The following is a 23811-nucleotide window of genomic DNA, read 5'->3' on the forward strand; positions in this document are numbered from 1 at the left end:
ATGGCACATCATCACGATTGCGAATGTGGACATGATCATCATCATGAACATGAACACGAATCAAATTCCGTACAGATAGACCGTTATCATGAAGCTTTCAATAAGTTTGAGCCGGCCCTGCCGGATACCCAGACCACCGAGGCTGTAAACGCTCTTTTAGAGAAACATTTCCAAGAGAACTTTACACCGGAAGTATTGAAAACGATTCATGGTTGCATCGACTTGACCTCATTAACCAGCCTGGATACCAAAGAAAGTATCTGGAAGATGGTAGACACGGTAAATGATTTCGAGGGAACTCGTCCGGATGTCCCGAACGTAGCCGCTATTTGCGTCTATCCCCTATTCGTGGAAACGGTTAAGCAGGCACTTACTGCACAAGAGGTTAAGATCGCGTCGGTTGCCGGAGGTTTTCCATCCTCACAGACATTTACGGAAGTCAAGATCGCCGAAACGGCCATGGCCGTCATGCAAGGAGCCGATGAAATCGACGTTGTCATGAACCTAGGCTATTTCATGGAAGACAATTTCGAGGAACTGACGGAAGAATTACAAGAGATCAAAGAGAGCTGTCGCCACGCCCATTTAAAGGTAATCCTAGAGACCGGAGCTTTAGTCACAGCGGAGAACATCCAAAAGGCATCCATCCTAGCCATGTATTCCGGTGCGGACTTCATCAAGACCTCCACGGGTAAAGGATACCCGGGAGCCACTTTCGAGGCCGCCTATACCATGTGCAAAGCCATCAAAACCTACCATTCCATCACCGGAAACAAGGTTGGCATCAAGATCTCCGGAGGCGTACGCACGGCGGAAGACGCAGTTCGATATTATACGATCGTAAAGGAAATACTGGGCAACGAATGGCTGAACAAGGATTTGTTCCGTATAGGAGCGAGCAGTCTGGTCGGTGATATAGAAAAACGACTCGGGAAATAGTCCATTCTAATTAAACCGGGCGCAGATGACTTAGAATCCTGTGTCCGGTAAGCACTCTCAAAGTAAGTTAACTTACCTTGGCATCGAAGTTAACTGACTTCGTCAAGTAAGTTAACTTCATTGGCTATTGAAGCATACTTACTTTTTTACTAACAAGAGCCATCTCTCTACAACTAATAGATAAAGGAATTTCTATTTGGAGCGAGTCATAATATAATCCGCCAACTGGATCAAGGATATCCGAGCCTCGGATTCCGGAAGCCTCAAAAGAACATCGACCGCCTTATCATGATATTCCTTCATGCGGGCCTCGGCATATTCGATTCCACCATTCGCCTTGGCGAACTCGATCAAGGAATCGACATTCTCCGCCGCGAAATCCTTCCGTAAAATCATATCCAAATAACGGGCGGCCTCCTCTTCCCTACCCTGCCGCAAGGCATATAATAATGGAAGCGTAACCTTACCCTCACGAATGTCATTTCCCGTCGGCTTACCGATATTCGCCTCCTTGAAATAATCAAAGATATCATCCTTGATCTGGAAGCAATACCCCAGATACTCGCCAAACTCACGGCAAAGAGCGATCACCTCCGCAGAGGCGCCCGATGAAATGGCCCCAATCTCCGTGCAAGCGGAAAGCAAGGTAGCCGTCTTCTTCTTGATAACTTGCAGATAACAATTCTCGTCTAAGATACTCTCCTCGGCGGTCTCCAATTGCTTGATCTCACCTTCGGACAAGTCTCTGCCTAAATTAGAGATAATCCCGACAATCCGCAAATCGCCGGTTTGTATGGAACGGATCAAAGCGGTAGAAAGCACATAATCACCTACCAACACGGAAATACGGTTATCGAAGATAGCGTTCAATGAGGGAACGCCACGACGTTGCTTCGTCTCATCGATCACGTCATCGTGAATCAACGTGGCGGTATGCAAAAGCTCCAGCAAAACAGCGGAATTGATCGTGTTATCCGTAACCTGTCCACAGACCTTGGCGGTAAGGAGCACCAATAACGGACGCACATGCTTCCCGGTAGAATTCAGTATAACGTCGATAGCCGATTGTAACCGGGTCGTCTCGCTGCGTAGAGATGCCTCGAAATCCTTATTGAAACGTTCAAATTCAGCGGAAACCGGTTCTTCTATTTTCCTTCTTTCATCCATAATTCCATGCAAAGATTCGCAAAAGTAACAAAAACTATCGAGTAAGCGAGTTTTTTCGTACATTTACCCAGATTTTGTCCCACTAAAACGTGTTAAAAGTAATGAAGTTATTCCTTATAGATGCGTATGCGTTAATTTATCGCTCCTATTACGCCTTCATCAAGAATCCGCGTATCAACTCCAAGGGTGTGAATACCTCCGCCATTTTCGGTTTTATCAACAGTCTGGAGGATGTATTAAAACGTGAGAACCCGACTCATATAGCGGTGGCCTTTGACCCGAAGGGACCGACTTTCCGCCATGAGGCCTTCGAGCAATACAAGGCACAACGGGAAGAGACGCCGGAAGTGATCCGTCAATCCGTCCCTATCATTAAAGAAATCATAGAGGCTTACAATATTCCGATTCTGGAAGTACCCCGCTACGAGGCGGACGATGTGATCGGCACCGTGTCCAAACAGGCGGAGAAGGAAGGCTTCGAGGTGTACATGATGACGCCGGATAAAGATTACGGCCAATTGGTGTCCGAACATATATTTATGTATCGTCCGAAATTCGGAGGCGATTACGAGATCATGGGCGTGCCCGAGGTCTTAAACAAGTACGGCCTCACGAGTACGGAGCAAGTGATCGACTTGCTGGGACTGATGGGCGACGCTTCCGATAATATCCCCGGCTGTCCGGGTGTCGGCGAGAAGACCGCTCAAAAACTACTGACCGAATTCGGAAGTATCGAGAACCTGTTAGCGAACACTGATAAGTTGAAAGGCGCGCAAAAGAAGAAGGTAGAGGAGAACGCCGAGCAAATCCGTTTCTCCAAATTCTTGGCGACGATCAAGACGGATGTCCCTATCGAGTTCGATGCCGCCCGTTGCGTTCGTGAAAAGCCAAACGAAGAGCGCCTGACTGAGATTTACACAGAATTGGAATTTAGAACATTTATTAACAAACTAAGTTCTGAGCCGGTCAAAGCCGCTCCGAAAGGTCCCGTTCAAGGCGATTTGTTCGCGATTTTTACGCCCGAGAGTACGGAAGAGCCAAAAAAATCGATTCTCACGGACTTAAAGTCCACCCCCCATAACTATTATTTAACTGATACAGAGGAAAAACAAGCCGATTTAGCCCGCTTTTTATTGGGTCAAGAATTTTTCGCTTTTGACACGGAAACCGATGGCATCGATCCCTTGAAAGCCGGATTGGTCGGAATGTCGTTCGCCGTGAAAGAAAACGAGGCTTGGTATGTCCCTGTTCCCGCCAACTCAGTAGAGGCGGCGAAAGTAGTGGAACGCTTCTCCCCTGCCCTGCAAAATCCGAAATCATTAAAGATCGGGCAAAACATCAAATTCGATATTTTGGTACTTCGTAAATACAACGTGAAGGTAGCCGGTCCTCTGTTCGATACGATGATCGCCCATTACCTGCTGAATCCGGAATTGCGGCACGGAATGGATTACCTAGCGGAGACCTACCTCAAGTACCAGACCGTCCACATCGAGGAACTGATCGGCCCAAAAGGAAAGAACCAGTTATCGATGCGAAACGTACCCGTGGAGCAAATCGCCGAATACGCCGCCGAGGACGCGGACATCACGCTCAAGCTAAAGAATTATTTCGCACCCGAGTTAAAGAAGGAAGGACTGGAATCCCTCTTCACCACGATCGAGATGCCATTAATATATGTATTAGTGGAAATGGAGGCCACCGGCGTCACGCTAGACACGGTAGCGCTTAAGCAATCTTCGGGCGAACTTACCGCCTCCATGAACAAACTGGAGCAAGAGGTTTACGAGCTGGCCGGCACGGAGTTCAACATTAACTCCACGAAACAGGTCGGCGAAATCCTTTTCGACCGCTTGAAGCTGGACGAGAAAGCGAAGAAGACCAAAACAGGCGGTTACAGTACCAGCGAGGATGTATTGGAGAAACTTCGCAACAAGCATCCCATCATCGGCAAGCTTCTTGAATACCGCGGACTTAAAAAGTTATTAAGTACCTATATCGACGCTCTACCCGAGTTGATCAATCCGCAGACCGGAAAGATACATACCTCTTTCAACCAAGCGGTAACATCTACCGGACGCCTCAGCTCTACCAATCCGAACCTGCAAAACATTCCGGTACGGGACGATCTGGGCCGTGAGATCCGTAAGGCATTTATCCCGGACAATACGGATTGCCTCTTCTTCTCGGCCGACTACTCCCAGATCGAGCTTCGTATCATGGCCCACCTGAGCGGTGACCCGCATATGATCGAGGCTTTCCAAAGCGGAGCGGATATCCACGCCGCCACAGCCGCCAAGATCTACGGAATCCCGGTAGAAGAAGTAACCAGCGATATGCGCCGGAAGGCGAAAACCGCCAACTTCGGTATCATCTACGGCATCTCCGTCTTCGGGCTCGCCGAGCGTCTGGGCATCCCTCGTTCTGAGTCCAAGGAACTGATAGACGGTTATTTCAGCACCTACCCCCGCATCAAGGAATACATGGAGGAGAGCATCAAGGTAGCCAAGGAAAAAGGATACGTAGAGACCATTTTCAAGCGCAAGCGTTTCCTTCCGGATATCAACTCACACAACGCCGTCGTACGCGGCTATGCCGAGCGAAACGCGATCAATGCCCCTATCCAAGGGAGCGCCGCCGATATCATCAAACTAGCGATGGTACGCATTTACGAACGCTTTGAGGAAGAGGGATTGAAAAGCAAGATGATCCTCCAAGTACACGATGAGTTAAACTTCAATGTCTACAAAGAGGAAGCCGAGGAGGTAAAGAAAATCGTGCTGGAGGAAATGGAAAACGTCATGAAACTACAAGTCCCCTTAATCGCCGATTGCGGCGAGGGAGAGAACTGGTTGGAGGCGCATTAAAATAATGCCGGAATTCCCCTTAAAAAAACATGTACGTGTTTTCCGAAAAACTTGTACGACTTTTTCCAAAAACACGTACGTGTTTTTTTAAGACCATAACAGCCTAAGTAAAAACAACAGGGTGTCCTAAATCGCCGGAAGCTTTTTAGGACACCCTATTTATTAGTGATCAAAAGGAACTCTTATTGCTTATAAATCTTCTTAGAGATTATTCCATCCGCCGTCTTTATACGTAAGATATAATGCCCGGAAGGTATCGACAAGGTAGTCGTATATTGTTTCCGGCTATCTATGGTAGTTCCCCAGACAGACGCACCGTCGTAAGTATAAAGCATCATATTTTCTATCGCCACATCCGATTGAACCGATAATAGGCCGGAAGCGGAATCAAACGCATATTCCAAATCCGAGACAGACGGCTCGGTAACCTCATTAGAAACCACTAGCGAACCATCGATCTTTAGGCAGAACGTACGATAGCTTTCACGGATATCCGTATACTTGGTTTCCCACAGCTCACTCAAGTCACCTTGGTAAGTAGCCATTACGGCAAGCATATCACCAATACCCCAATCAAACGAGCCACTATAAGATACCGTCTGGCTCTTCCCTGCCGGAATCTCCAGCCAATTATTCACCTCCCAACTGTAATCGTCTATCGAGAGATTAGGATCTCGCACGTAAAGGCCGGCCGTACCTTGGAAATTCGTTTTTTGCTTGTTATAGAAAGTCACCTCAAAGGTAGCGGTCCCACTTTCCGCATCATACTCGACCTTTACAGGATCGGCGGTCAAGCTATTCCGTGCCTGTGAGAAAGAAATAACGCTATCCTTCACATCCAACAAGATATAATCATACGGATGATTTACCGAACGGATCGGACGTAGGATGCTATCTCCTTCCATTCCTCCCAGTACGTACATATACAGAGTAACCGTAGTATCCGGGATACCTAGGGACTCACAAAGGAAATCTTTCGTTATATAATTACCTAGCTGAAAGTCCGCGATCGTATCTAAAAATGCCGCTTCGCTAACAGGCAACTCCACCGCCTCATTCTCCTCGAAAAAGGCTAATGTATGGACATAGCTCCCATCTTTCCCCAAGTTAAATAGGTTATAAGTAATCGGAAACTTCTCACCTAGCTTGATACTTTCAATATCTTTAGTACCCAAAGAACTGATCGTTAACAACTTCACAGGCTTCGAGTCATCAGACGGTTTGCGGATACCCGTGATCATGGCTTGGCGTTCATTGTAAGTACGTAAATTATCGTCAATCGCACCTAACTCAAAATATCCACTACCAAACCAGCCCGTATTTAAATGGAAAAGTCCGCTCCGATTATAGCCATCGCAAACAAATGCCCATTTATAGGCCTGATTATTTTCTCCGCTACCTCCTTCATAATAAACCGGACGTTGAGCGGCTAGTTCCGTTTTCAGCAGATCCGTCCATTCTTTTCCGGAAAAGAAGGTCCTATCATACAATTGTATATTCTTATCATATCCAAAATTATTAATGAAAGCCTTCCGTACATCTTCTTTATTAGCCCCCATATCCCATTCATAATTCATATAGGCAGCCGCTCCACAATGAAAAATCAGCGTGGAAACAGCCTCTATCTCATCCCAAGAGGAAGACTCATCAAGAGTAGCAGGCATATTTTCCCAATCATACGTTGTATGCCCAAAATCAGCGGAAACAAGCAACGTACTTCCCGGATTCTTATAATTTACGTTACCCATACCGCTTTTCGGATATTGATAATAATTCATGATCTGCGCCATAGCGACACCTTCCCCACCCGCAAAAGTTAGAACATCATTGACAACCGGGCACATCTCATTGTAGGGAGCATCATCCTTCCATTCCGTTTTAATCAAAGGGATCACCGCCTCCGGAAACCGTGAAGAAGCCTCAACACTATCCACCGCTAGAGGCATCCCGGACCGTAACGCCTTTACATAATGGATATACATACGCATAAAATTCTCCATCGTAGCGGACAGACCTTTCTCCGGCAAAGACCCCTTATCGGATATACCCAATAACTGCTTTCCACGATCTTCTCCGGATACGATTACAAAACCTTGGTTATCCCCTACGTTATACAGGTAAAGTAAGGCATTCTCCACACTCGAGGAACGTAATTTAGAAGGGGCCTCGATGCCTTCCTCCGTCCCTACGTAGGCCAACTTAAACTCAGGAAAAGAACCGGCCCTCAACACCGAGGTATTCTCCATCGAATACTGTTGCTGGGCAATCCGGAGCGCTTCGGCCGAACCTATCGGATCAGCTGAAAGTGTTTGTACACATAGCGTAGCACAAGCTAACAAAGCCAAGTAGACGTGTTTCATTGACATAAAGTTTTGAATGAATATTAAATACTAATACATACAAAGTTATCAAAAGCTTTCAAATTCTTTCTATACATAGGCAAGTCTCTGCGATAATTCATGCTAGAAAATTATGACAAATTAGCCATATGTATACATATTTCATCATATTCTCTTATTTTTGCGGAGATAAGGATCAGTAAATCTAATGGTATGATGAAAAATATCGATGATATCTTTCTTTTACAACGAATCAAAGAAGATGACGAGGCGGCATTCAAATATCTCTTCGACACCTACTTCACCGCTGTGTATCGACTTTCTTTTTTCTATATAAAGAAAGATACGTTATCGGAGGAAATAGCATTGGATGTATTCACGGCCCTTTGGGAGAAACGAAAGACAATCGAGATCAAATTATCCATAAAAGCTTACCTCCTCACCTCTGCCCGTAACCGGACCTTAAACTATCTCCGAGACCATGAACAAGAGCTTTACACGGAGAATATATCCCTTTTCGAATCCGCTATCGAGGAATATCCTCTCGAGATGAAAGAACTGGAACAACTGATAAACGAAGCCATTTATGCCTTACCGGACAAATGTAGGGAAGTCTTCTTAAAAAGCCGTATGGAGAATCGTTCTAACAAAGAAATCGCCACGGATATGAATATCACGGTAAAAACCGTAGAAGCCCAGATAACCAAAGCGCTCAAACATATTAAAGCTCATTTAGGGAAAGGCTATCATTATCTTTTCTGAAAAAATTTCATTCGAGACGTTAGGGTTCTTTTCCAAAACCGTGTCTCTATTATAAAAGGCTAATTTCGGTGTAATGGAAAAAATCATACCATGGGGGCTACTTATAGCTCAATTAAAACACGAATCCACCCCGGAACAAGATGTATTGTTCGACGCATGGATAAAAGAAACGGATAACGCCGAGTTATTCGTCGACATCACCTTGCTCTGGGACAAAATACAAGAAGAGGTATCGGAAGCGAAACCGGATCTGGCAGTTTCTTGGGAAAAGATGCAAACTCGTATACATGCGGGCCAACATAAACAAAGAAATTTACGCCGGATCAAGTACTCAGTTATCTCCATCGCTGCCAGTATCTTATTACTGTTAGGTATCGGTTATAGCTATCAATTCGTACGGCAATATAATACAAATCAATATTATTCCGCCTTGAACGGGAAATCCAGAATAATCTTACCAGATAGCTCTGTTGTCTGGCTAAATACCGGCTCTACCCTTCAATATGCCTCTTCGTTCATCCATAAACGGCAATTAGTTCTGGAGGGAGAAGCCTCCTTTGAGGTCACAAAAGATAAAAGGCACCCGTTTATCGTCTCCAGCGGAGACTTAAAAGTAAAGGTATATGGAACGAAGTTCAACGTATATTCCTACCCGAACGATAATAACGCGAAGATCGCCCTTCGTAGCGGATCGGTATCCGTATCACTAAAAGACGGAAAGGAAGCCTTTCTAAGCCCGGGAGAGATCGCAAGGATCAATAAAAAGGAGCAGACATTGAAGATTGAACAGTCGGATGTGGAGCTAGAGACATTCTGGGCAAAAGAATCAGTATTCTTTAAAAGTAAGTCGCTCGGCTATATCTGTAAATATCTGGAAAGATGGTACAACGTGAAAATCAATGTCGATCCAAAGATAGCCGAGAGTCAATTCTATACGTTCACGGTAAAAGATGATTCCTTGGAAACGATATTACGAACTTTGTCTAAGATTAATCCGATAAAATATACATTCGATGATAACAACCGTGTAACAATAAGTAGTGTAGAACCTTAAATTATTTTGCCTATGAGTATATGACAAAAGACAAAAGGCATAATTTGATTATGCCTTTCGGGGGCATCGCATGCCCTCATAAACGAAAAAAAACGTGAGTTATGACAAAAGTTGGCGCTTTCCGTAGCTCACAGATTCTTAATCTTTTATTAATACAAAAGTATGAAAAATTATTCCATCTTTAAACATTCATTTTGCACTTTATCATTATTTATAGTGATGCTCCTCCATGCGGGAGTAACCTATGCGCAAGAAAAGCTTCGTATTTCTTTCTCTAATGTCTCTCTGGAAGAGGCTTTGAAAAAAATTGAGTCCGCAAGTAAATATACCTTTTTCTATGATGACAAGAGAACGGATCTTTCTCAGAAAGTCTCCGCTAACGCAAATGGTCAAAGTATAGAGGAGGTCCTCAATGCTATGTTAAAAACCACAAATCTCACCTACGAGATCGATAACCGCCAGATCGCTCTTATTATTAAAGAAAAGAATGGTATATCGCAAAAGAGCAAGAAGATTTCCGGTGTGGTAAAAGACGAGAATAACGAACCGGTTATTGGCGTCAGCATCGTTCAACGCAATACCACGAACGGAACGATCACGGATTTGGACGGACGTTTCTCTATGGAATTACCGGAAAACAGCTCGATAGAGATTTCGTATGTCGGCTATGGAAAACAAATTATCCCGGTAGCGAACAAGAGTAATTTCGATATCGTCTTGAAAGAAAACTCCTTGAATCTGGATGAGGTAGTAGTCGTTGGTTATGCCAGCCGCAAGGTTGAGGATATCACCGGAGCCGTTTCCAATATCCGTGCGGACAAGACGAATATAGGAGGAGCCTCTACTTCGGTGGATCAAATGCTTTCCGGTCGTATCTCCGGTGTACAGTTCAAGCAAAACACCTCTCAGCCCGGTGGTGGCGGTAAGACGATTATCCGCGGGCGTAACTCTCTTTTCTTAAATACGGACCCCTTATATGTAGTAGATGGTTTCGTCGTAAACACACCTAGCGCTCCTAGTAGCGGAATGGCGTTCAACGCTCCGGACCGTGATCCGCTGAACTCTATCAACCCGAACGATATCGAGAGCATAGCGGTCTTGAAAGATGCCGCCGCCACCGCTATTTATGGTGCTCAAGGCTCTAATGGTGTATTTATCATCACGACCAAAAGAGGTAAACAAGGTAAAATTCGCATATCCTATGATGGATATGCCGGCGTACAAACTGTCGCTAACGAGTATGACGTCATGAACGCACAACAATATATGCGATACAACAACGCTTTCAATTTGACCAGCTTTACCGAACAAGAGATCAATGCGGCGCAAGCCACGAATTGGTTTGATCAAGTAACCAGAAACGGCTTCTTGCAAAGTCATAATGTAAACCTTTCCGGTGGTTCCGAATCACTTAAATATTATTTCTCCCTCGGATATTACGGAATGGACGGTATCGTGAAAAATACTGGAATGGACCGCTATACCGGAAGAAGTAATATTGAGTATAAGAAAGATAAATTCACCTTCAGTTCCAATATTTTCGCTACCCATATCTTGGATACGAACCAGCCGACGGAAGGTGGTACCCGTAATTCCGTCATCTCCTCCTCCATCGCTTTCGCCCCCAACGTAACCGTACGGGATCAAAACGGAGCGTATAATAAAGATCCGAACAATGATTTTATCGCCAATCCGGTTTCTTTATTAGACATAAACGATAAGATCTATACGGACAAATTAAATTTCAGCGCAGGCGCTTCTTACGAGGTATTACCCGGATTGAAACCGGAGATCAAGCTTACCTACGACGTACAAAACGCCCACCGCAGCTTCTATGTACCGTCGACAACCGCATATAATGGAAACTTTACGCACGGAGGAACCGCTAGCCAAAGTTCGATGAGAAGTACCGGTATCTCCTTCGATGGCTTACTTCATTATGATGCCGTATTCAATAAAAAACATCACGTAACCGGGTTGTTAGGATACGAGTATTACCAACGGGATAACAATTATTTCCGTGCCGAGAACTCAGGTTTTGGTACAGATGCCACACACGAAAACAATCTAGGTGGTGGAAACGCTCCCAAGATGAGTTCTTCCAAAGATCGTCGTAAAGATATCTCCGGTTTCGGACGAGTCGATTATTCTTTCGATGATAAATACCTCGCTACGGTAACGTTAAGACGTGACGGATCTTCCGTATTCGGTGGTAATAATAAATATGCTTATTTCCCGGGCGTTTCAGTAGGTTGGAAAATAGACAAGGAAGATTTTATGGCCGGAGCCGCAGATAAGGTCGATATATTAAAACTCCGTCTGGGTTACGGACAATCCGGTAACTCGGGTATCGATCCTTACCAATCTCTTTCTAAGTATGATATGACAACGAATGGCATTCTCGGACAAAACAAAGTATCCGGAGCCACGCTAACGAATTATATGGAAAATCCGGACTTGAAGTGGGAAACTACCTCACAGGTCAACTTGGGTATCGACTATGGCTTCTTCAGCCGTTTATCGGGTAATCTGGATTTCTTCGTGAAAAATACGAAGGATATGTTAGTTCAGGTTTCACAATCACCTATGACCGGCCATAAATATCAATGGCAGAACGCCGCCTCCATGCGAGTATGGGGTCTTGAGTATAGCTTGAACTCAACCAATATACAAACCCGGGATTTCGAATGGGATACACAGTTGAGTTTCTCTTGGACAGATAATAAGATCACGGATTATAACGTAACCGACGAAAGCACGGTAGCGGCGTTGAATACGATCGGTGTTATCAAGGGAGAGCGCACGAACTCATATTATACCTACGTCATCGACGGCATCGATCCTTCCAGTGGCTCGTATCGTTTCAAGGATTTAGATGGAGACGGTTCTATCACGGTCAAAGACAAAGCGATTCTCGGGACTCCGGATCCCCGGGTAATCCTAGGCTTCGGCAATACATTCAAGTATAAGAACTTCGCTTTAGATATCTTCTTTAACGCTAATTTCGGCAATAAGATGTATAACTACTCAGCGATGAACTTCACGCTGCCGAATACTTTCGAGACTTCCAACTATATGGTAGATGCCATGAATTATTGGTCCGAATCCAATCCGAACTCAGATATAGCGGCCAACCGTGCGAATGGAAATGGTAATGCCCTTTATAATTCCCGCTGGATTGAGGATGCTTGGTTTATCCGTCTACAAAACGTAACCTTGTCTTATAACTTGGCTTCTATCCCTTCACTTCGTAAGATATTCCCGACGGCTAAGATATATGTGCAGGCACAAAACTTGTTCCTGATCACCCCTTACTCCGGCTTGGACCCGGAATTAGCGAATAACGCTTATATGTCCTCTTCCGAGAATCTTCCCGCATTCCTTCCCGGTAGCGTAGATATGAACGCATATCCCCCGGCACGGACATTCACGGTTGGTCTTAACTTTAGTTTCTAACATTAAAAACATACATTCAATATGATACGTAAACATTCTATCCAATATATTTTACTTGCCTTGTTAGCTGGCAATCTCGCTTTTACTTCTTGCTCTGATTCCATGGTAGAAGAAAAATTGTTCAGTCAGATCGGAGACGGTAACCTTTCCGATATCGAAGGCGCTCGTTTATTGACCAATGGTATTTACGGATATGTACAGTATTTCAGTTACTTCGGGGGAAATAATTGGCTAATGAATGTTAGCTCTTACTCCGATGAGTTTTTCTGTAATTGGGGTGGTACGCCTGAAACCGGATGGGGAGGCGCACAAAACTTCCTCAATATGGATGCCGGACATGCTATGTCGGAAACAAACTGGAATAGTGTCTACAGTCTTATTACGCAATGTAATGAGGTAATCACTAAATATGGGGAATCCACAGAACCGGAAATTATCCAGTATGTAGCTGAGGCTCGCTTCTGGAGGGCTTTCTCGTACGACAAATTATATCATTTATTCGGTACGGTTCCTTTGGTTACAGGTAGCCAAGATATCAAAAACGGCATTGCCCGGGCTTCCCAAGAGGAAATGGAATCTTTTATCGAGACTGAATTGGCTGATGTAGAGAAGGTCTTGCCGGAAACTTATTCCTCTACGGATTATGGCCGTCCCACCTCATGGGCTGTCAAGGCTACATTAGCCCGCTATTACTTGAATAAGAAAGATTGGAAGAAAGCTTCCATCTATGCGAAAGAGATTATCGACAAGGGAGGTTTCAACTTGGTTGATTATCAAGATATATTCTCCAAGAATCAAAATGATGAAGTCATATTGGCTATTAATCATATAGCGGAGGCTAATCATGGAAACAAATACGTAGCCTTGGTATTGGAGGCATCCATCCGCGACGCCCTTGGCATTACCGGAGTATCCGCTTCCAACGGATACGGTATGGCCGTACCTTTCTTCCGAACTTTCGATCCGGACGATAAACGCATCACACCTTATAATCCAGCTACCGGCAAAGGTATAGCCGTATCCGGAATCGTTTATAAGAGTGATGGAACGCCGGTTTATGGTACTCCCGAGGAACCCAAAAGCGTAGAGGAACAACTAAGTCGCATACTTACGTTCAAATGGGAGGTGCAAACGAATATTCCATTAGGAGAGGATGCCTCCCTAAATGTTCCCGCATTGCGTCTTGGCGAAGTTATGTTAACCTATGCGGAGGCCGAGAATGAATTAGGCCATTTGGAGGAAGCGAAAACCTATGTCGATAAAATTCGTAGCCGGGCGGGTTTGGAGAATCTCCCGGCAAACTTAAACATGGCATCCATGCGTGACGCCATTCTCGATGAGAGAGGTTGGGAATTGTACCATGAAGGCTATCGCCGTGAGGATTTAGTGAGACACGGCAAGTTATTGGAGAAAGTAAATGAGAAATATCATTATTATTTTGGTAAAGATATGCCATGGAAAAATAATAATGACCGGATATTGCAACCGATCCCGACAAATGCGTTACTTTTAAACCCGCTGTTGAAACAAAATCCGGGATATTGAATCCGGAATCTAATTAAATAACTCAAATTCTTCGATCATGAAATTATGTATATTATTAGCGAGCATCCCCCTTTTCCTTAGCTGTAACGCACCTAAGGCTCCCCAAGCATTCAGCTTGGGGAAAGAGGTTGGTCAATTACCTAATATCCAAGGTAAGAAAAGAAACGGGAACTATTTATATGTTACCGCCGGAAATAACTTATATTCCATCGGTAACCAGTATGGAGATTTCCCGCCGGCAGGTTTCCACGTACCCGGTGAGATGAGCGGTATATGGCAACATCCGATCAAGTTACTGGACGGCTTTACCTTATCCATACAGGATGGGGCAAAATCCATCGTTTTGGATAAATGCGATTCTTTTATCACGTACCCGTTAGCCACCCAATTCAAATATGACGGGGCCGATGATTTGGAAATTGTACGTACGGATTTTGTTCCGGATAGCCTTCCGGTATTGGCCGTAGAGTATCAAGTCCGTAATAAAACGAATCAGCCGAAAGAAATCCTTTTATCACTTACCGCCGATACCGATCTATCTCCGGTCTGGTTAGGTGAACGTAGTGGAATGACGGATACCAGAGACCAATATACCGGTTTGATCCATAATACGGTTTTCGCTAAAGACAGCTTAAACAATTGGTTCGTCGGCGTTACTTCCGATCAAGATAGCTTATCGATCGACGATTTGGGAAATAGCCCGGTACAAGGCCAAGGGATTTCCGTGAAACTTAATACACCCCGTTTAAACCTTGCGGCCAACGAAGTGAGGAACATCCGTTTCTTTATCTCCGGCTCCATGAAAAACGAGACCGAGATACAAGAGAACCTTCGGGTAGCGAAAGAGAATCTAAAAGACCTGTATGAGCAAAAGAGACTACGGTATGAGGAAATAGACCGTACCGCCGCTATAACCATACCGGATACTTTACTTATGACCGCCTACCAATGGGGTAAGTACAATAGTGATTGGTTGGTTCGTGATGTCCCCGGTTTAGGGAATGCCATGAGCGCCGGACTTCCGGATTATCCTTGGTTCTTTAGTAATGACCAATCCATCACGTTCAAGGCCCTAGTCGGAACCCGTGACCCGGGCTTATTCTACAATTCCATGAAAATGATCAAGGAGGTATCGGACAAGTTCAATAATAATACAGGGCGTATCGTCCACGAGTTCTCTACCAACGGGGCGGTCTATGATAAAGGGCGTATGGAAGAATCCCAAGAGTTTATCATCGCCACTTGGGAAATATTCAAATGGACCGGGAATATAGATTTCCTAAGAACCTATTATGAGCATGGGAAAAAGGTATGGGAGTTTTTACAGGAGCACGATACCAACCATAACTTATACGTGGAAGGCCCCGGAGGAGTGGAGATCAAAGGACTGAATGACGAGATGTTGGACGTAGCCGTTCATACCCAGACATTCTTGGATGTTATGTCACAAGCGGCAGCGGTATTAAATGAACCGGATTTATCGAAAGATTTCGCCTCTAAAGCGGAACAATTGAAGGAAAAGATCAACGAGGATTGGTGGAGTCCGTCCGAGAAACGTTTTGCCGATTTTATCTCGGATCAGCAAAAAGCCGTTCAATTGATCGATATGGCGCTTCAAGAGCGAGTGATCCCCAACCGAAACGAATGGGCACGGAAGGAACTAACAACCTTGAAAGAGCGGATATTGAAAGGGGAGCATAAGGAAAAAGGCTATACGGTATTCTATAATGCTTCTTGCCTCTTACCGATCAAGGAAGGCATTGCCGATCGGGATAAAGCTCTTCAAATGTTGGACGAGGTATCTTTCTTTACGAATAAGTTCGGTATTTACGTGGCAGGTATCGCACGACCGGATGATATCACGCTGGAGGAGTGTTCCGTGGCCGACCGCCTCAATGGTGATTTCAATTACAATGAGGCGATCATGCAAGGGGCGACATCCAGCTTAGCGATAGCGGAGTGCCAATACAGGGGATTTGAGAGTGCCCGTAAATATATCCGGCAAATCCTGAATAATTTCAGTTTCGCTACACCCGGAACGACTTATGAGGTTTCTCCGGATTACGGCATGTTCGTGCAAGCTTGGAACGTTAGTGGCTACAATATTCCATTAATACACTACGTATTCGGCGTAGACCCGATGGCTTATAAAAAAGAGATAAATATTAAGACCGATATCCCGGAAGACTGGGAGTATGCCAAACTTGATAATTTGTTAGTGGGTAATAATCAGTTAAGCATTGATTACCAGAAATCCGGACAACAAAAATCTTTTGTTATCTCTTGTACAGAAAACGGATGGAACCTACATTTTACCATACCGGTCAACTGTAAGTCTATCAAGATAAATGGAAAAGAGATACCCGCTAACTCCGGATCAATTGATTTAACTGGCATCAAGAATACAATCGAACTCATATAGCCAGATCAAAATAATTAATTATGGCATTACTGTAATATATTTGTAATGCCATAATTAAAGCAAAAGATTGTTTTAAATACTCTTGTCTAAATTTCCATATTAATTTCCTACATTTACAGACTTAATGTAACGAAATTATGATTAACACTTTAACATCTTTGCGATTTATATTCGCCATGATGGTTTTTGGGGCGCACTGTTATGTAATAGATAATCACTTCGATATCCATTTTTCAAGGAGGGATTTGTAGGGGTTAGTTTCTTTTTCATGCTAAGCGGTTTTATTATAGCGTACAATTATCAAAAGAAATTTAGTGAGAATAAGATAACCAAACGCACTTTTTGGGTAGCACGCATCGCCCGTATTTATCCCTTACACTGGCTGACCTTATTGATTGCCGTCGCTTTAGGAAACTATGTAATAGCATCGGGAACTATAGATTGGTGCAAGCATTTCCTCGCCTCACTCACATTGACAAACGCCTATATACCAAAAGACAATTACTTTTTTTCATTCAACAGCCCTTCGTGGAGTTTATGTTGTGAACAGCTTTTCTATATTTGTTTTCCTTTCCTTATAGCATTCACGAAAGACTACAGAAAATTACTTAGCACTTTCTTGATTTGCGCGATATTGAGCGTTGTCGGTATGTATTTTACGCCTTTGGAAAGTATAAAAGGATATTGGTATGTTAATCCAATCACCCGACTTCCGGATTTTATAGCCGGGATGCTATTATTTCAATTATACGACCATTTGAAAACTAAAAACATCACCTCCAGCCAAGGAAGTATCATAGAGATCGTGTCAATAGCATTATTCTTAAGTTTCTATCTGTATGCCGCTGAAATCCCCAAAGTATACCGATACTCCTGCTACTACTGGATTCCCATCGCGTTTATCCTAATAAGTTTTTCCCTGCAAAAAGGTATGGTCTCACGACTCCTATCGAACCGCCTCTTAGTGATTGGCGGAGAAATCAGTTACAGTTTCTATTTGATTCATCTTTTTGTACTGCTCTCTTATGCTAAATGGCAAAAAGAAAGCGACTTTCATATAGACTGGTACATCTCGATTCCGCTTCTATTTTGTGTCATAATCCTGTTGAGCCTGCTTTCTTACTACTATTTCGAGAAGCCTATGAACAAACTCGTTAAAACATTATTAAGCAAACAATCGATGAGGCAACCGGTTAAGCATGAAGAGAAAGCCTAAGAAAATAACCGTATCAGCCTAAAATTGATTATCTTTGCGAACTCAAAACAAGTCGCTTGGGGCGACTATATAACAGATTGATAATAAAAAATACGATAATAATATGGCATTACAATGTGGCATTGTGGGACTTCCGAACGTAGGAAAGTCTACCCTTTTCAATTGTCTATCCAACGCGAAGGCACAATCAGCGAACTTTCCGTTCTGTACGATCGAACCGAATGTAGGCGTGATCACCGTACCCGACGAGCGACTGAATAAACTAGCGGAAATCGAACATCCGCAGCGAGTGATCCCCACCACCGTAGAGATCGTGGATATCGCCGGATTGGTGAAAGGAGCAAGTAAAGGCGAGGGACTGGGCAATAAGTTCTTGGCTAATATCCGTGAGACAGACGCTATCTTGCACGTATTGCGTTGCTTCGACGACGATAATATCGTGCACGTGGACGGACGTGTAGACCCGGTCCGTGATAAGGAGATCATTGACTATGAGCTTCAGATCAAGGATTTGGAAACGATAGACAGCCGTATCGCCAAGGTGCAAAAACAAGCGCAAACCGGAGGTGATAAGCAAGCCAAGATCGCTTACGAGGTACTTTGTAAATACAAAGAGGCTTTAGAACAAGGAAAAAGCGCACGTACCGTTTCTTTTGATACGAAAGACGAGGAGCGCATTGCCCACGATTTATTCTTGCTGACGGATAAACCTGTCATGTATGTTTGTAACGTGGATGAGGCTAGCGCCGTAAATGGCAATAAATATGTAGATGCCGTACGTGAGGCGGTTAAAGACGAAGATGCCCAGATTTTAGTAGTCGCCGCTAAGATCGAGAGCGAGATCGCTGAGTTCGATACCTATGAGGAACGCCAGATGTTCTTACAAGAGATCGGATTGGAAGAGTCTGGCGTAAGCCGTTTGATTAAATCGGCTTATAAATTATTGAATCTGCAAACCTTCTTGACCGCCGGACCGGACGAATGTCGTGCGTGGACGTTCCATAAAGGCTGGAAAGCTCCTCAATGCGCCGGTGTTATCCATACGGACTTCGAAAAAGGATTTATCCGTGCCGAGGTGATCAAGTACGAGGATTATATCGCTTATGGCTCCGAGGCTGCTGTTAAAGAGGCCGGAAAGATGAGCGTTGAAGGTAAGGAATATGTTGTGCAAGATGGAGATATCATGCATTTCCGTTTCAATGTATAAAGAGTAATCGAAATAAATTATATCTTTGAAACCGGGTAAAATAGCGTAAAGCTAATTTTACCCGGTTTTCTTATATCCTTTAAATCTATATGTATATGAAACGTTTTCTCAATTCTGTACTTTGTATGTGTATCGCCGTTTTTTGTACGCATGCCCAAAAAAAGAATGTGACTAGTGTGCTGGAAGTGATGGACATTACGACCGGGCAACGTTCCGTTGTCAAGGAATTCCCTTTTTTAATCGAGGCACCTAACTGGACTCCGGATGGTAATTGGCTTGTATATAATAGTGGAGGAAAATTATATAAGCTCTCTCCGGAATCTCCGGGCGAGCCGCAATTAATCAATAGCGACTATGCGACCCGTTGCAACAACGACCATGTGATCTCTGCGGATGGCAAACAAATAGCGATCAGTAACGGAACAAAAGAAGATGGTAAATCGCGTGTCTATACCCTGCCTTTCGAAGGAGGTGTTCCCCGGTTGATTACCCCACTCGGTCCTAGCTACCTACACGGGTGGAGCCCCGACGGAAAACAACTCGCTTATTGCGCTGAAAGAAACGGTAATTTTGATGTTTACGTCATTCCTTCCCTAGGCGGAGAAGAAAAACGTCTTACGACAGCCGAAGGTTTGGACGATGGCCCCGAATACTCACCTTGCGGACAATATATCTGGTTCAACTCCGTACGTACCGGGCTTATGCAAGTCTGGCGCATGAAAGCGGATGGTTCCGAACAAACCCAAATGACATTCGATGAGACCCGTAATTCTTGGTTTCCCCACATCTCTCCGGATGGAAAACAAATCGTTTTCATCACCTATACAAAAGGAGATCTGGAACCCGGACAGCACCTCGCCAATAAAAACGTAGAGTTACGCCTTATGCCGGCCGAGGGCGGAGAACCTAAGACTTTAGTCAAACTATTCGGCGGCCAAGGTACCATAAACGTAAACTCTTGGGCACCCGATAGCAAACGATTCGCTTTCGTCAGCTACCGGTTAAATTGACTCGTTCCCGTCTCTCCTGTATTCGGAAGGAATAACCCCCGTCTGCTTAATAAACGCACGACGGAACGTACTGATAGAATGGAAGCCCGAACGTTCGGCTATCTCTTGTATACTGGCCAGAGGTTCGGCTTCCAATAGACGTTTACTTTCCTCTACCCTGAAATGGTTTACGTAATCCGAGAAGGAACAACCTAGTTCTTTATTAAGCAATTGGGATAGATAAGAACGGCTCATCGGGAAGATCCGCTGTAAATCCGTTAAGCGCAAATCTTCCCGTAGATAGGGCTTTTCACGTTCAAACCACGCCTGTACTTCCTCAACATACCTTTGGCGTATGATGCCTTTCTGTTCCTCACTACCTTGATCATCATCCGTATCCTCCTCCAAATCGGGTAATCCCCATCCGCTCTCGAATGTGTGATCCAAATGGATAACCTTTAGGAACAAGGCCTTATAAAAGAAATAGTACCATAAAACCAATAAAAACGTTTTGTCGATTACATATAGGCTAACCCGATCCGTAAACAACAATACCAAATAAAAAATATACATAGAAGAAAGGATCAGCATGGTCTTTTTCAACCAGTCCAGATCATAATCTTCCGGGTCCGATACATTTTCCCTTAAATACACCTTAAATCCCTCACTATAGCGCAAGATCAGATAAATAGGAACGATCATATACAGAAGCGTGAAAAATAAAATCAAAAGCCTTATAACCACATCCAGATTCAAGGTATCGAATACCTCGCCAAAAGAGTTATAACGATGAATATTTCCACCGGATAGCCGGTAAATCAAAAAAGAAATACCCAATACCCATATCGGACTGGTAAAAATAAAGAAACGGCGAACGGTCATATAGCAAGGTCGTAACACTTCTATCACGTAACAAGCCAATGTAGCTACCACAATACATCCCATAATCAGCACATCCGGATGAAATATCTCTTTTGAATCCTCTAAATACAGGTTAACCGATACTCGTACCGCCGCTAAAAACGCCCATAATAACATACTCCACCCCAAAATCTGTTTTGCCCTATTCTCACGGGCCCGTAGTAGCAGGGTAATACCACCAAAAACACAAAAGCCTAATATCTGTAAGCTTAGTAGAAACTGAATTTTATCCAACATAATAACACTACCTCCTATCTATTAAACAATACGCCCCCCCGAATGTTCTTTTTGACCCCTCAGTTAACAATATGAACGCCTTAGACAATTTGAACGATCTAATTTTATACGATTTCACCGACGTTTTAGACCGTATGCACCTCCCTTTCCCCTTAACCACCCGATATTTGCATCCAGAAGTTTCACACAAAAATAAGTAAAATAATGAGAAATTTAGTACTCTTTACCAGTATGATTTTAAGCTTTTGGGGTTGCTCCAACGACAAAGACTTCGGAGGTCTTGAGAATATCGGCTGGAATGAAAAACCACTCCAAATAACGACTCGTATCCTAACTACAAAATCCACCAATTTTATACAAGAATTTAAAGAAGGCTCTATGCTCGGACTACAAATCACGTCCGGTACAGTCGACGATTTATACAATGGCATATCCACTTATAAAAACGTAAGCGTAAAAGCTTATAGAGTGAATGGAAAAATCCGGTGGCAACAGAGTCCGGAAGTGATCCTCGACTCTAATGAAGCTACGATATACGCATATTATCCATATCAAGAAGATATAAATTTTAACGCCCGGCAGATACCTGTTAAACTGGCCCCGAACGCATTGGAGACCGATGATTATATGTATGGAACCCATGCGATCGGACAAAAAGCAGTCAACAGTACCTCGCCACTTGTATTACTCAGCATGAATCATGCCCTATCGCTTATATCTTTCCAGCTGAACCTAAGCAAAGGCAAGACAGGTGCCTTTATTATAAGTTCCGTTCAAGTAGGAAATAAGCCCGGTGGAACAACTTTAGTCAGCGAAGGAACCCTCGATATCACGACAGGCGATATCATCGGTTCTACCGCCCGTAGCACGTCCGCATCCACGGTATTATCCTTGACGAATCCAGTTACCCTCATCAACGAGAAATATTGTGATCCTATGCGGCTCATGGTAATTCCACCTTCCGGCACGATCGGAACCGGAGACGTGGAGACCTTATTCACGATCAACGGAGAAACCTACAAATTTGACATACCCGCTAACACCCAATGGGAAAAAGGGAAAAAATATTTATATAAGCTAAGCTTTAACGGAAGGTCGTTACAATTGCGAGACGTCTCTATCACAGACTGGTTACCGGGTAACGACGAAGGATTGATTGGCAATATCATGTAAGTTTTTTATGTTGTGGTTATTAAGGTGTAATGCCGTGGCAAGCTTTGATCCGTTTGCCACCGGCAACTACACTGAAAATAACAATTGGCTCTATCATTCCGGCGAATTAGACCATCGGCGTCACTACCCGTACGATGTGTTTTTCACTCAGCCGACTCTATATATTCTCTCAATAAGAGAAACAACGGGTCTCGTCCAAATACCCTTTTACATTCAAGGGCTATCATTCCCTCTCAACTTATCGCCAAAAACACTCTTCTATTTGACTATTACAAGAACGAGACCCGTTTAATAATATCTTTATATCTCTTGGATATATTGATTATTATAGTATACAATAAAGCAGGTTACTTTGCGTATTAAGAGGATAAAACAATCGTTACTATATAATATATAAAAATATCATTTTATAACAGGAATGATAATTAATAGTAATAGAATAATAAACTATATTGGCTCAAATGTTTATTGTTTGAAAGGTTCCATTAAAACATTAGACAAAATGAACAAATTATTATTAATTACGATCTTGTTAATCATCTTTACCGGATGTCATGAAAATCAGCAGTGGATGTCCAAAGAGAAATCAACCACACGAAAGTCAGTTCTTGAAATGACCACCCGGTCCTATACGGCAGGTTCTTCAGTATTCACCGAAATTCTGCCCGAAGGGTCCGAAATAGGATTATTTATAACCTATGGTAATCAAGACAGTTTATATAAAGGCGCATCTCTTTATAAAAACGTAAAATCAAAGGCTGTAGGCTCATCAAAAGGTTCTTTAAAATGGAAACAAACACCGCAGGTATTCCTCAGATCTAATCGACCAGTCATGATCTACGCTTACTCACCTTATAAAGTACAAATACCGTTAGATCCCACTTCCATACCGATCAAAATATCCCCAATCGCGGCGGAAACCCCCTTTTATAAATATGGGAGGCTCTCGCAAGGTCAAAAAGAGGTTAACCGTAAATCTCCGCTCGCGAAACTCTCCATGAATTACGCGTTATCACTTCTCTCTTTCGAAATATATCAAGATTCGAACATTAACGGGCTATTCAAGCTAACCTCCATACAGATCGGTAACCGTGCGGGAGGTAATACCTTGCAGTATACCGGCACAATGGATATCGTAACCGGAAATATCAAAGGAACTCCCGGGGCACACAAGGCCACTTTACTTACAATAGATCCATCCGTAACTTTACGACACGCGAAAGCGGAGGAGCAAAATATCCGTATAGTCCCTACCTACTCTCCTATCCGGGAAAAAGAAGTTGAGGCGATCTTTACGATCAATGGGAAGACTTACAAATACATCATTCCGGAAGGCACCTGTTGGAATAAAGGATATAAATACTCATACAAATTCTACTTCGATGGTAAGGAGATTAAGTTTCACGACTTAGTTGCCTGCATTTGGATACCTAAGTTGAATAAAAAATAATTCTTTTTTTGCCTATTTTTGTAACAAACAAATCCCTTATCCCGTCTTCTTTGTGAAAGCCCCACTC

At 43.6% G+C, this 23811-nt stretch carries 14 protein-coding genes and 1 pseudogene; 12 read left to right on the forward strand and 3 right to left on the reverse strand.

The window, feature by feature from the left end:
- The gene (gene deoC / locus DWX33_RS16435) at positions 1-939 is read left to right on the forward strand and encodes a deoxyribose-phosphate aldolase (protein ID WP_057327042.1); all 939 of its coding nucleotides are present in this window, start codon (positions 1-3) and stop codon (positions 937-939) included.
- A gap of 192 nt (positions 940-1131) precedes the next feature.
- Here the strand turns inward: deoC and DWX33_RS16440 are convergent, their stop codons facing one another.
- Positions 1132-2106, reverse strand: coding sequence for a polyprenyl synthetase family protein (locus DWX33_RS16440; protein WP_057327041.1), 975 nt, complete (start codon positions 2104-2106; stop codon positions 1132-1134).
- Positions 2107-2207: 101 nt separating this feature from the next.
- Between DWX33_RS16440 and polA the strand changes: the two genes are divergently transcribed.
- Positions 2208-4973, forward strand: coding sequence for a DNA polymerase I (gene polA, locus DWX33_RS16445; RefSeq protein ID WP_048926926.1), 2766 nt, complete (start codon positions 2208-2210; stop codon positions 4971-4973).
- Between the two features lie 182 nt (positions 4974-5155).
- On the opposite strand, the gene DWX33_RS16450 is transcribed toward polA, so the two are convergent.
- On the reverse strand, positions 5156-7333 hold the full coding sequence (locus DWX33_RS16450; protein ID WP_233570195.1) for a thiol protease/hemagglutinin PrtT: 2178 nt from the start codon (positions 7331-7333) through the stop codon (positions 5156-5158).
- A 192-nt stretch (positions 7334-7525) separates the two neighbouring features.
- On the opposite strand from DWX33_RS16450, the gene DWX33_RS16455 reads away from it, so the two are divergent.
- From DWX33_RS16455 to DWX33_RS16490, 8 genes and pseudogenes are all read left to right on the forward strand, one after another.
- The gene (locus tag DWX33_RS16455; RefSeq protein WP_008773220.1) at positions 7526-8074 is read left to right on the forward strand and encodes an RNA polymerase sigma-70 factor; all 549 of its coding nucleotides are present in this window, start codon (positions 7526-7528) and stop codon (positions 8072-8074) included.
- A gap of 73 nt (positions 8075-8147) precedes the next feature.
- Entirely contained in the window at positions 8148-9128 is a 981-nt protein-coding gene (locus DWX33_RS16460) for a FecR family protein (RefSeq protein ID WP_087345158.1), read from the forward strand.
- Positions 9129-9290: 162 nt separating this feature from the next.
- Positions 9291-12584 carry a TonB-dependent receptor gene (locus DWX33_RS16465; protein ID WP_005863792.1) on the forward strand — a complete coding sequence of 1098 codons (3294 nt, stop codon included), beginning with the start codon at positions 9291-9293 and terminating at the stop codon, positions 12582-12584.
- Positions 12585-12605: 21 nt separating this feature from the next.
- Positions 12606-14129, forward strand: coding sequence for a RagB/SusD family nutrient uptake outer membrane protein (locus DWX33_RS16470; protein WP_005863790.1), 1524 nt, complete (start codon positions 12606-12608; stop codon positions 14127-14129).
- 37 nt (positions 14130-14166) lie between these two features.
- The gene (locus tag DWX33_RS16475; protein WP_122380694.1) at positions 14167-16551 is read left to right on the forward strand and encodes a hypothetical protein; all 2385 of its coding nucleotides are present in this window, start codon (positions 14167-14169) and stop codon (positions 16549-16551) included.
- Between the two features lie 137 nt (positions 16552-16688).
- Positions 16689-17767: pseudogene (locus DWX33_RS16480) on the forward strand (acyltransferase family protein).
- A 103-nt stretch (positions 17768-17870) separates the two neighbouring features.
- Entirely contained in the window at positions 17871-18974 is a 1104-nt protein-coding gene (gene ychF, locus DWX33_RS16485; protein WP_005863784.1) for a redox-regulated ATPase YchF, read from the forward strand.
- A gap of 95 nt (positions 18975-19069) precedes the next feature.
- Positions 19070-19984, forward strand: a complete 915-nt coding sequence (locus tag DWX33_RS16490) for a TolB family protein (protein ID WP_008773214.1) — start codon at positions 19070-19072, stop codon at positions 19982-19984.
- On the opposite strand, the gene DWX33_RS16495 is transcribed toward DWX33_RS16490, so the two are convergent.
- Positions 19976-21121 (reverse strand): AraC family transcriptional regulator, encoded by a 1146-nt coding sequence (locus DWX33_RS16495; RefSeq protein WP_121962049.1) that lies wholly within the window; start codon positions 21119-21121, stop codon positions 19976-19978. The genes DWX33_RS16490 and DWX33_RS16495 overlap by 9 nt on opposite strands.
- Positions 21122-21325: 204 nt before the next feature.
- Between DWX33_RS16495 and DWX33_RS16500 the strand changes: the two genes are divergently transcribed.
- The gene (locus DWX33_RS16500) at positions 21326-22294 is read left to right on the forward strand and encodes a fimbrillin family protein (RefSeq protein WP_005860423.1); all 969 of its coding nucleotides are present in this window, start codon (positions 21326-21328) and stop codon (positions 22292-22294) included.
- Between the two features lie 502 nt (positions 22295-22796).
- On the forward strand, positions 22797-23744 hold the full coding sequence (locus tag DWX33_RS16510; protein ID WP_048926929.1) for a fimbrillin family protein: 948 nt from the start codon (positions 22797-22799) through the stop codon (positions 23742-23744).
- Positions 23745-23811 lie beyond the last annotated feature (67 nt).

The organism is Parabacteroides sp. AF19-14, assembly GCF_003635485.1.
In the GTDB taxonomy this organism is placed as follows: Bacteria; Bacteroidota; Bacteroidia; order Bacteroidales; family Tannerellaceae; genus Parabacteroides; species Parabacteroides distasonis.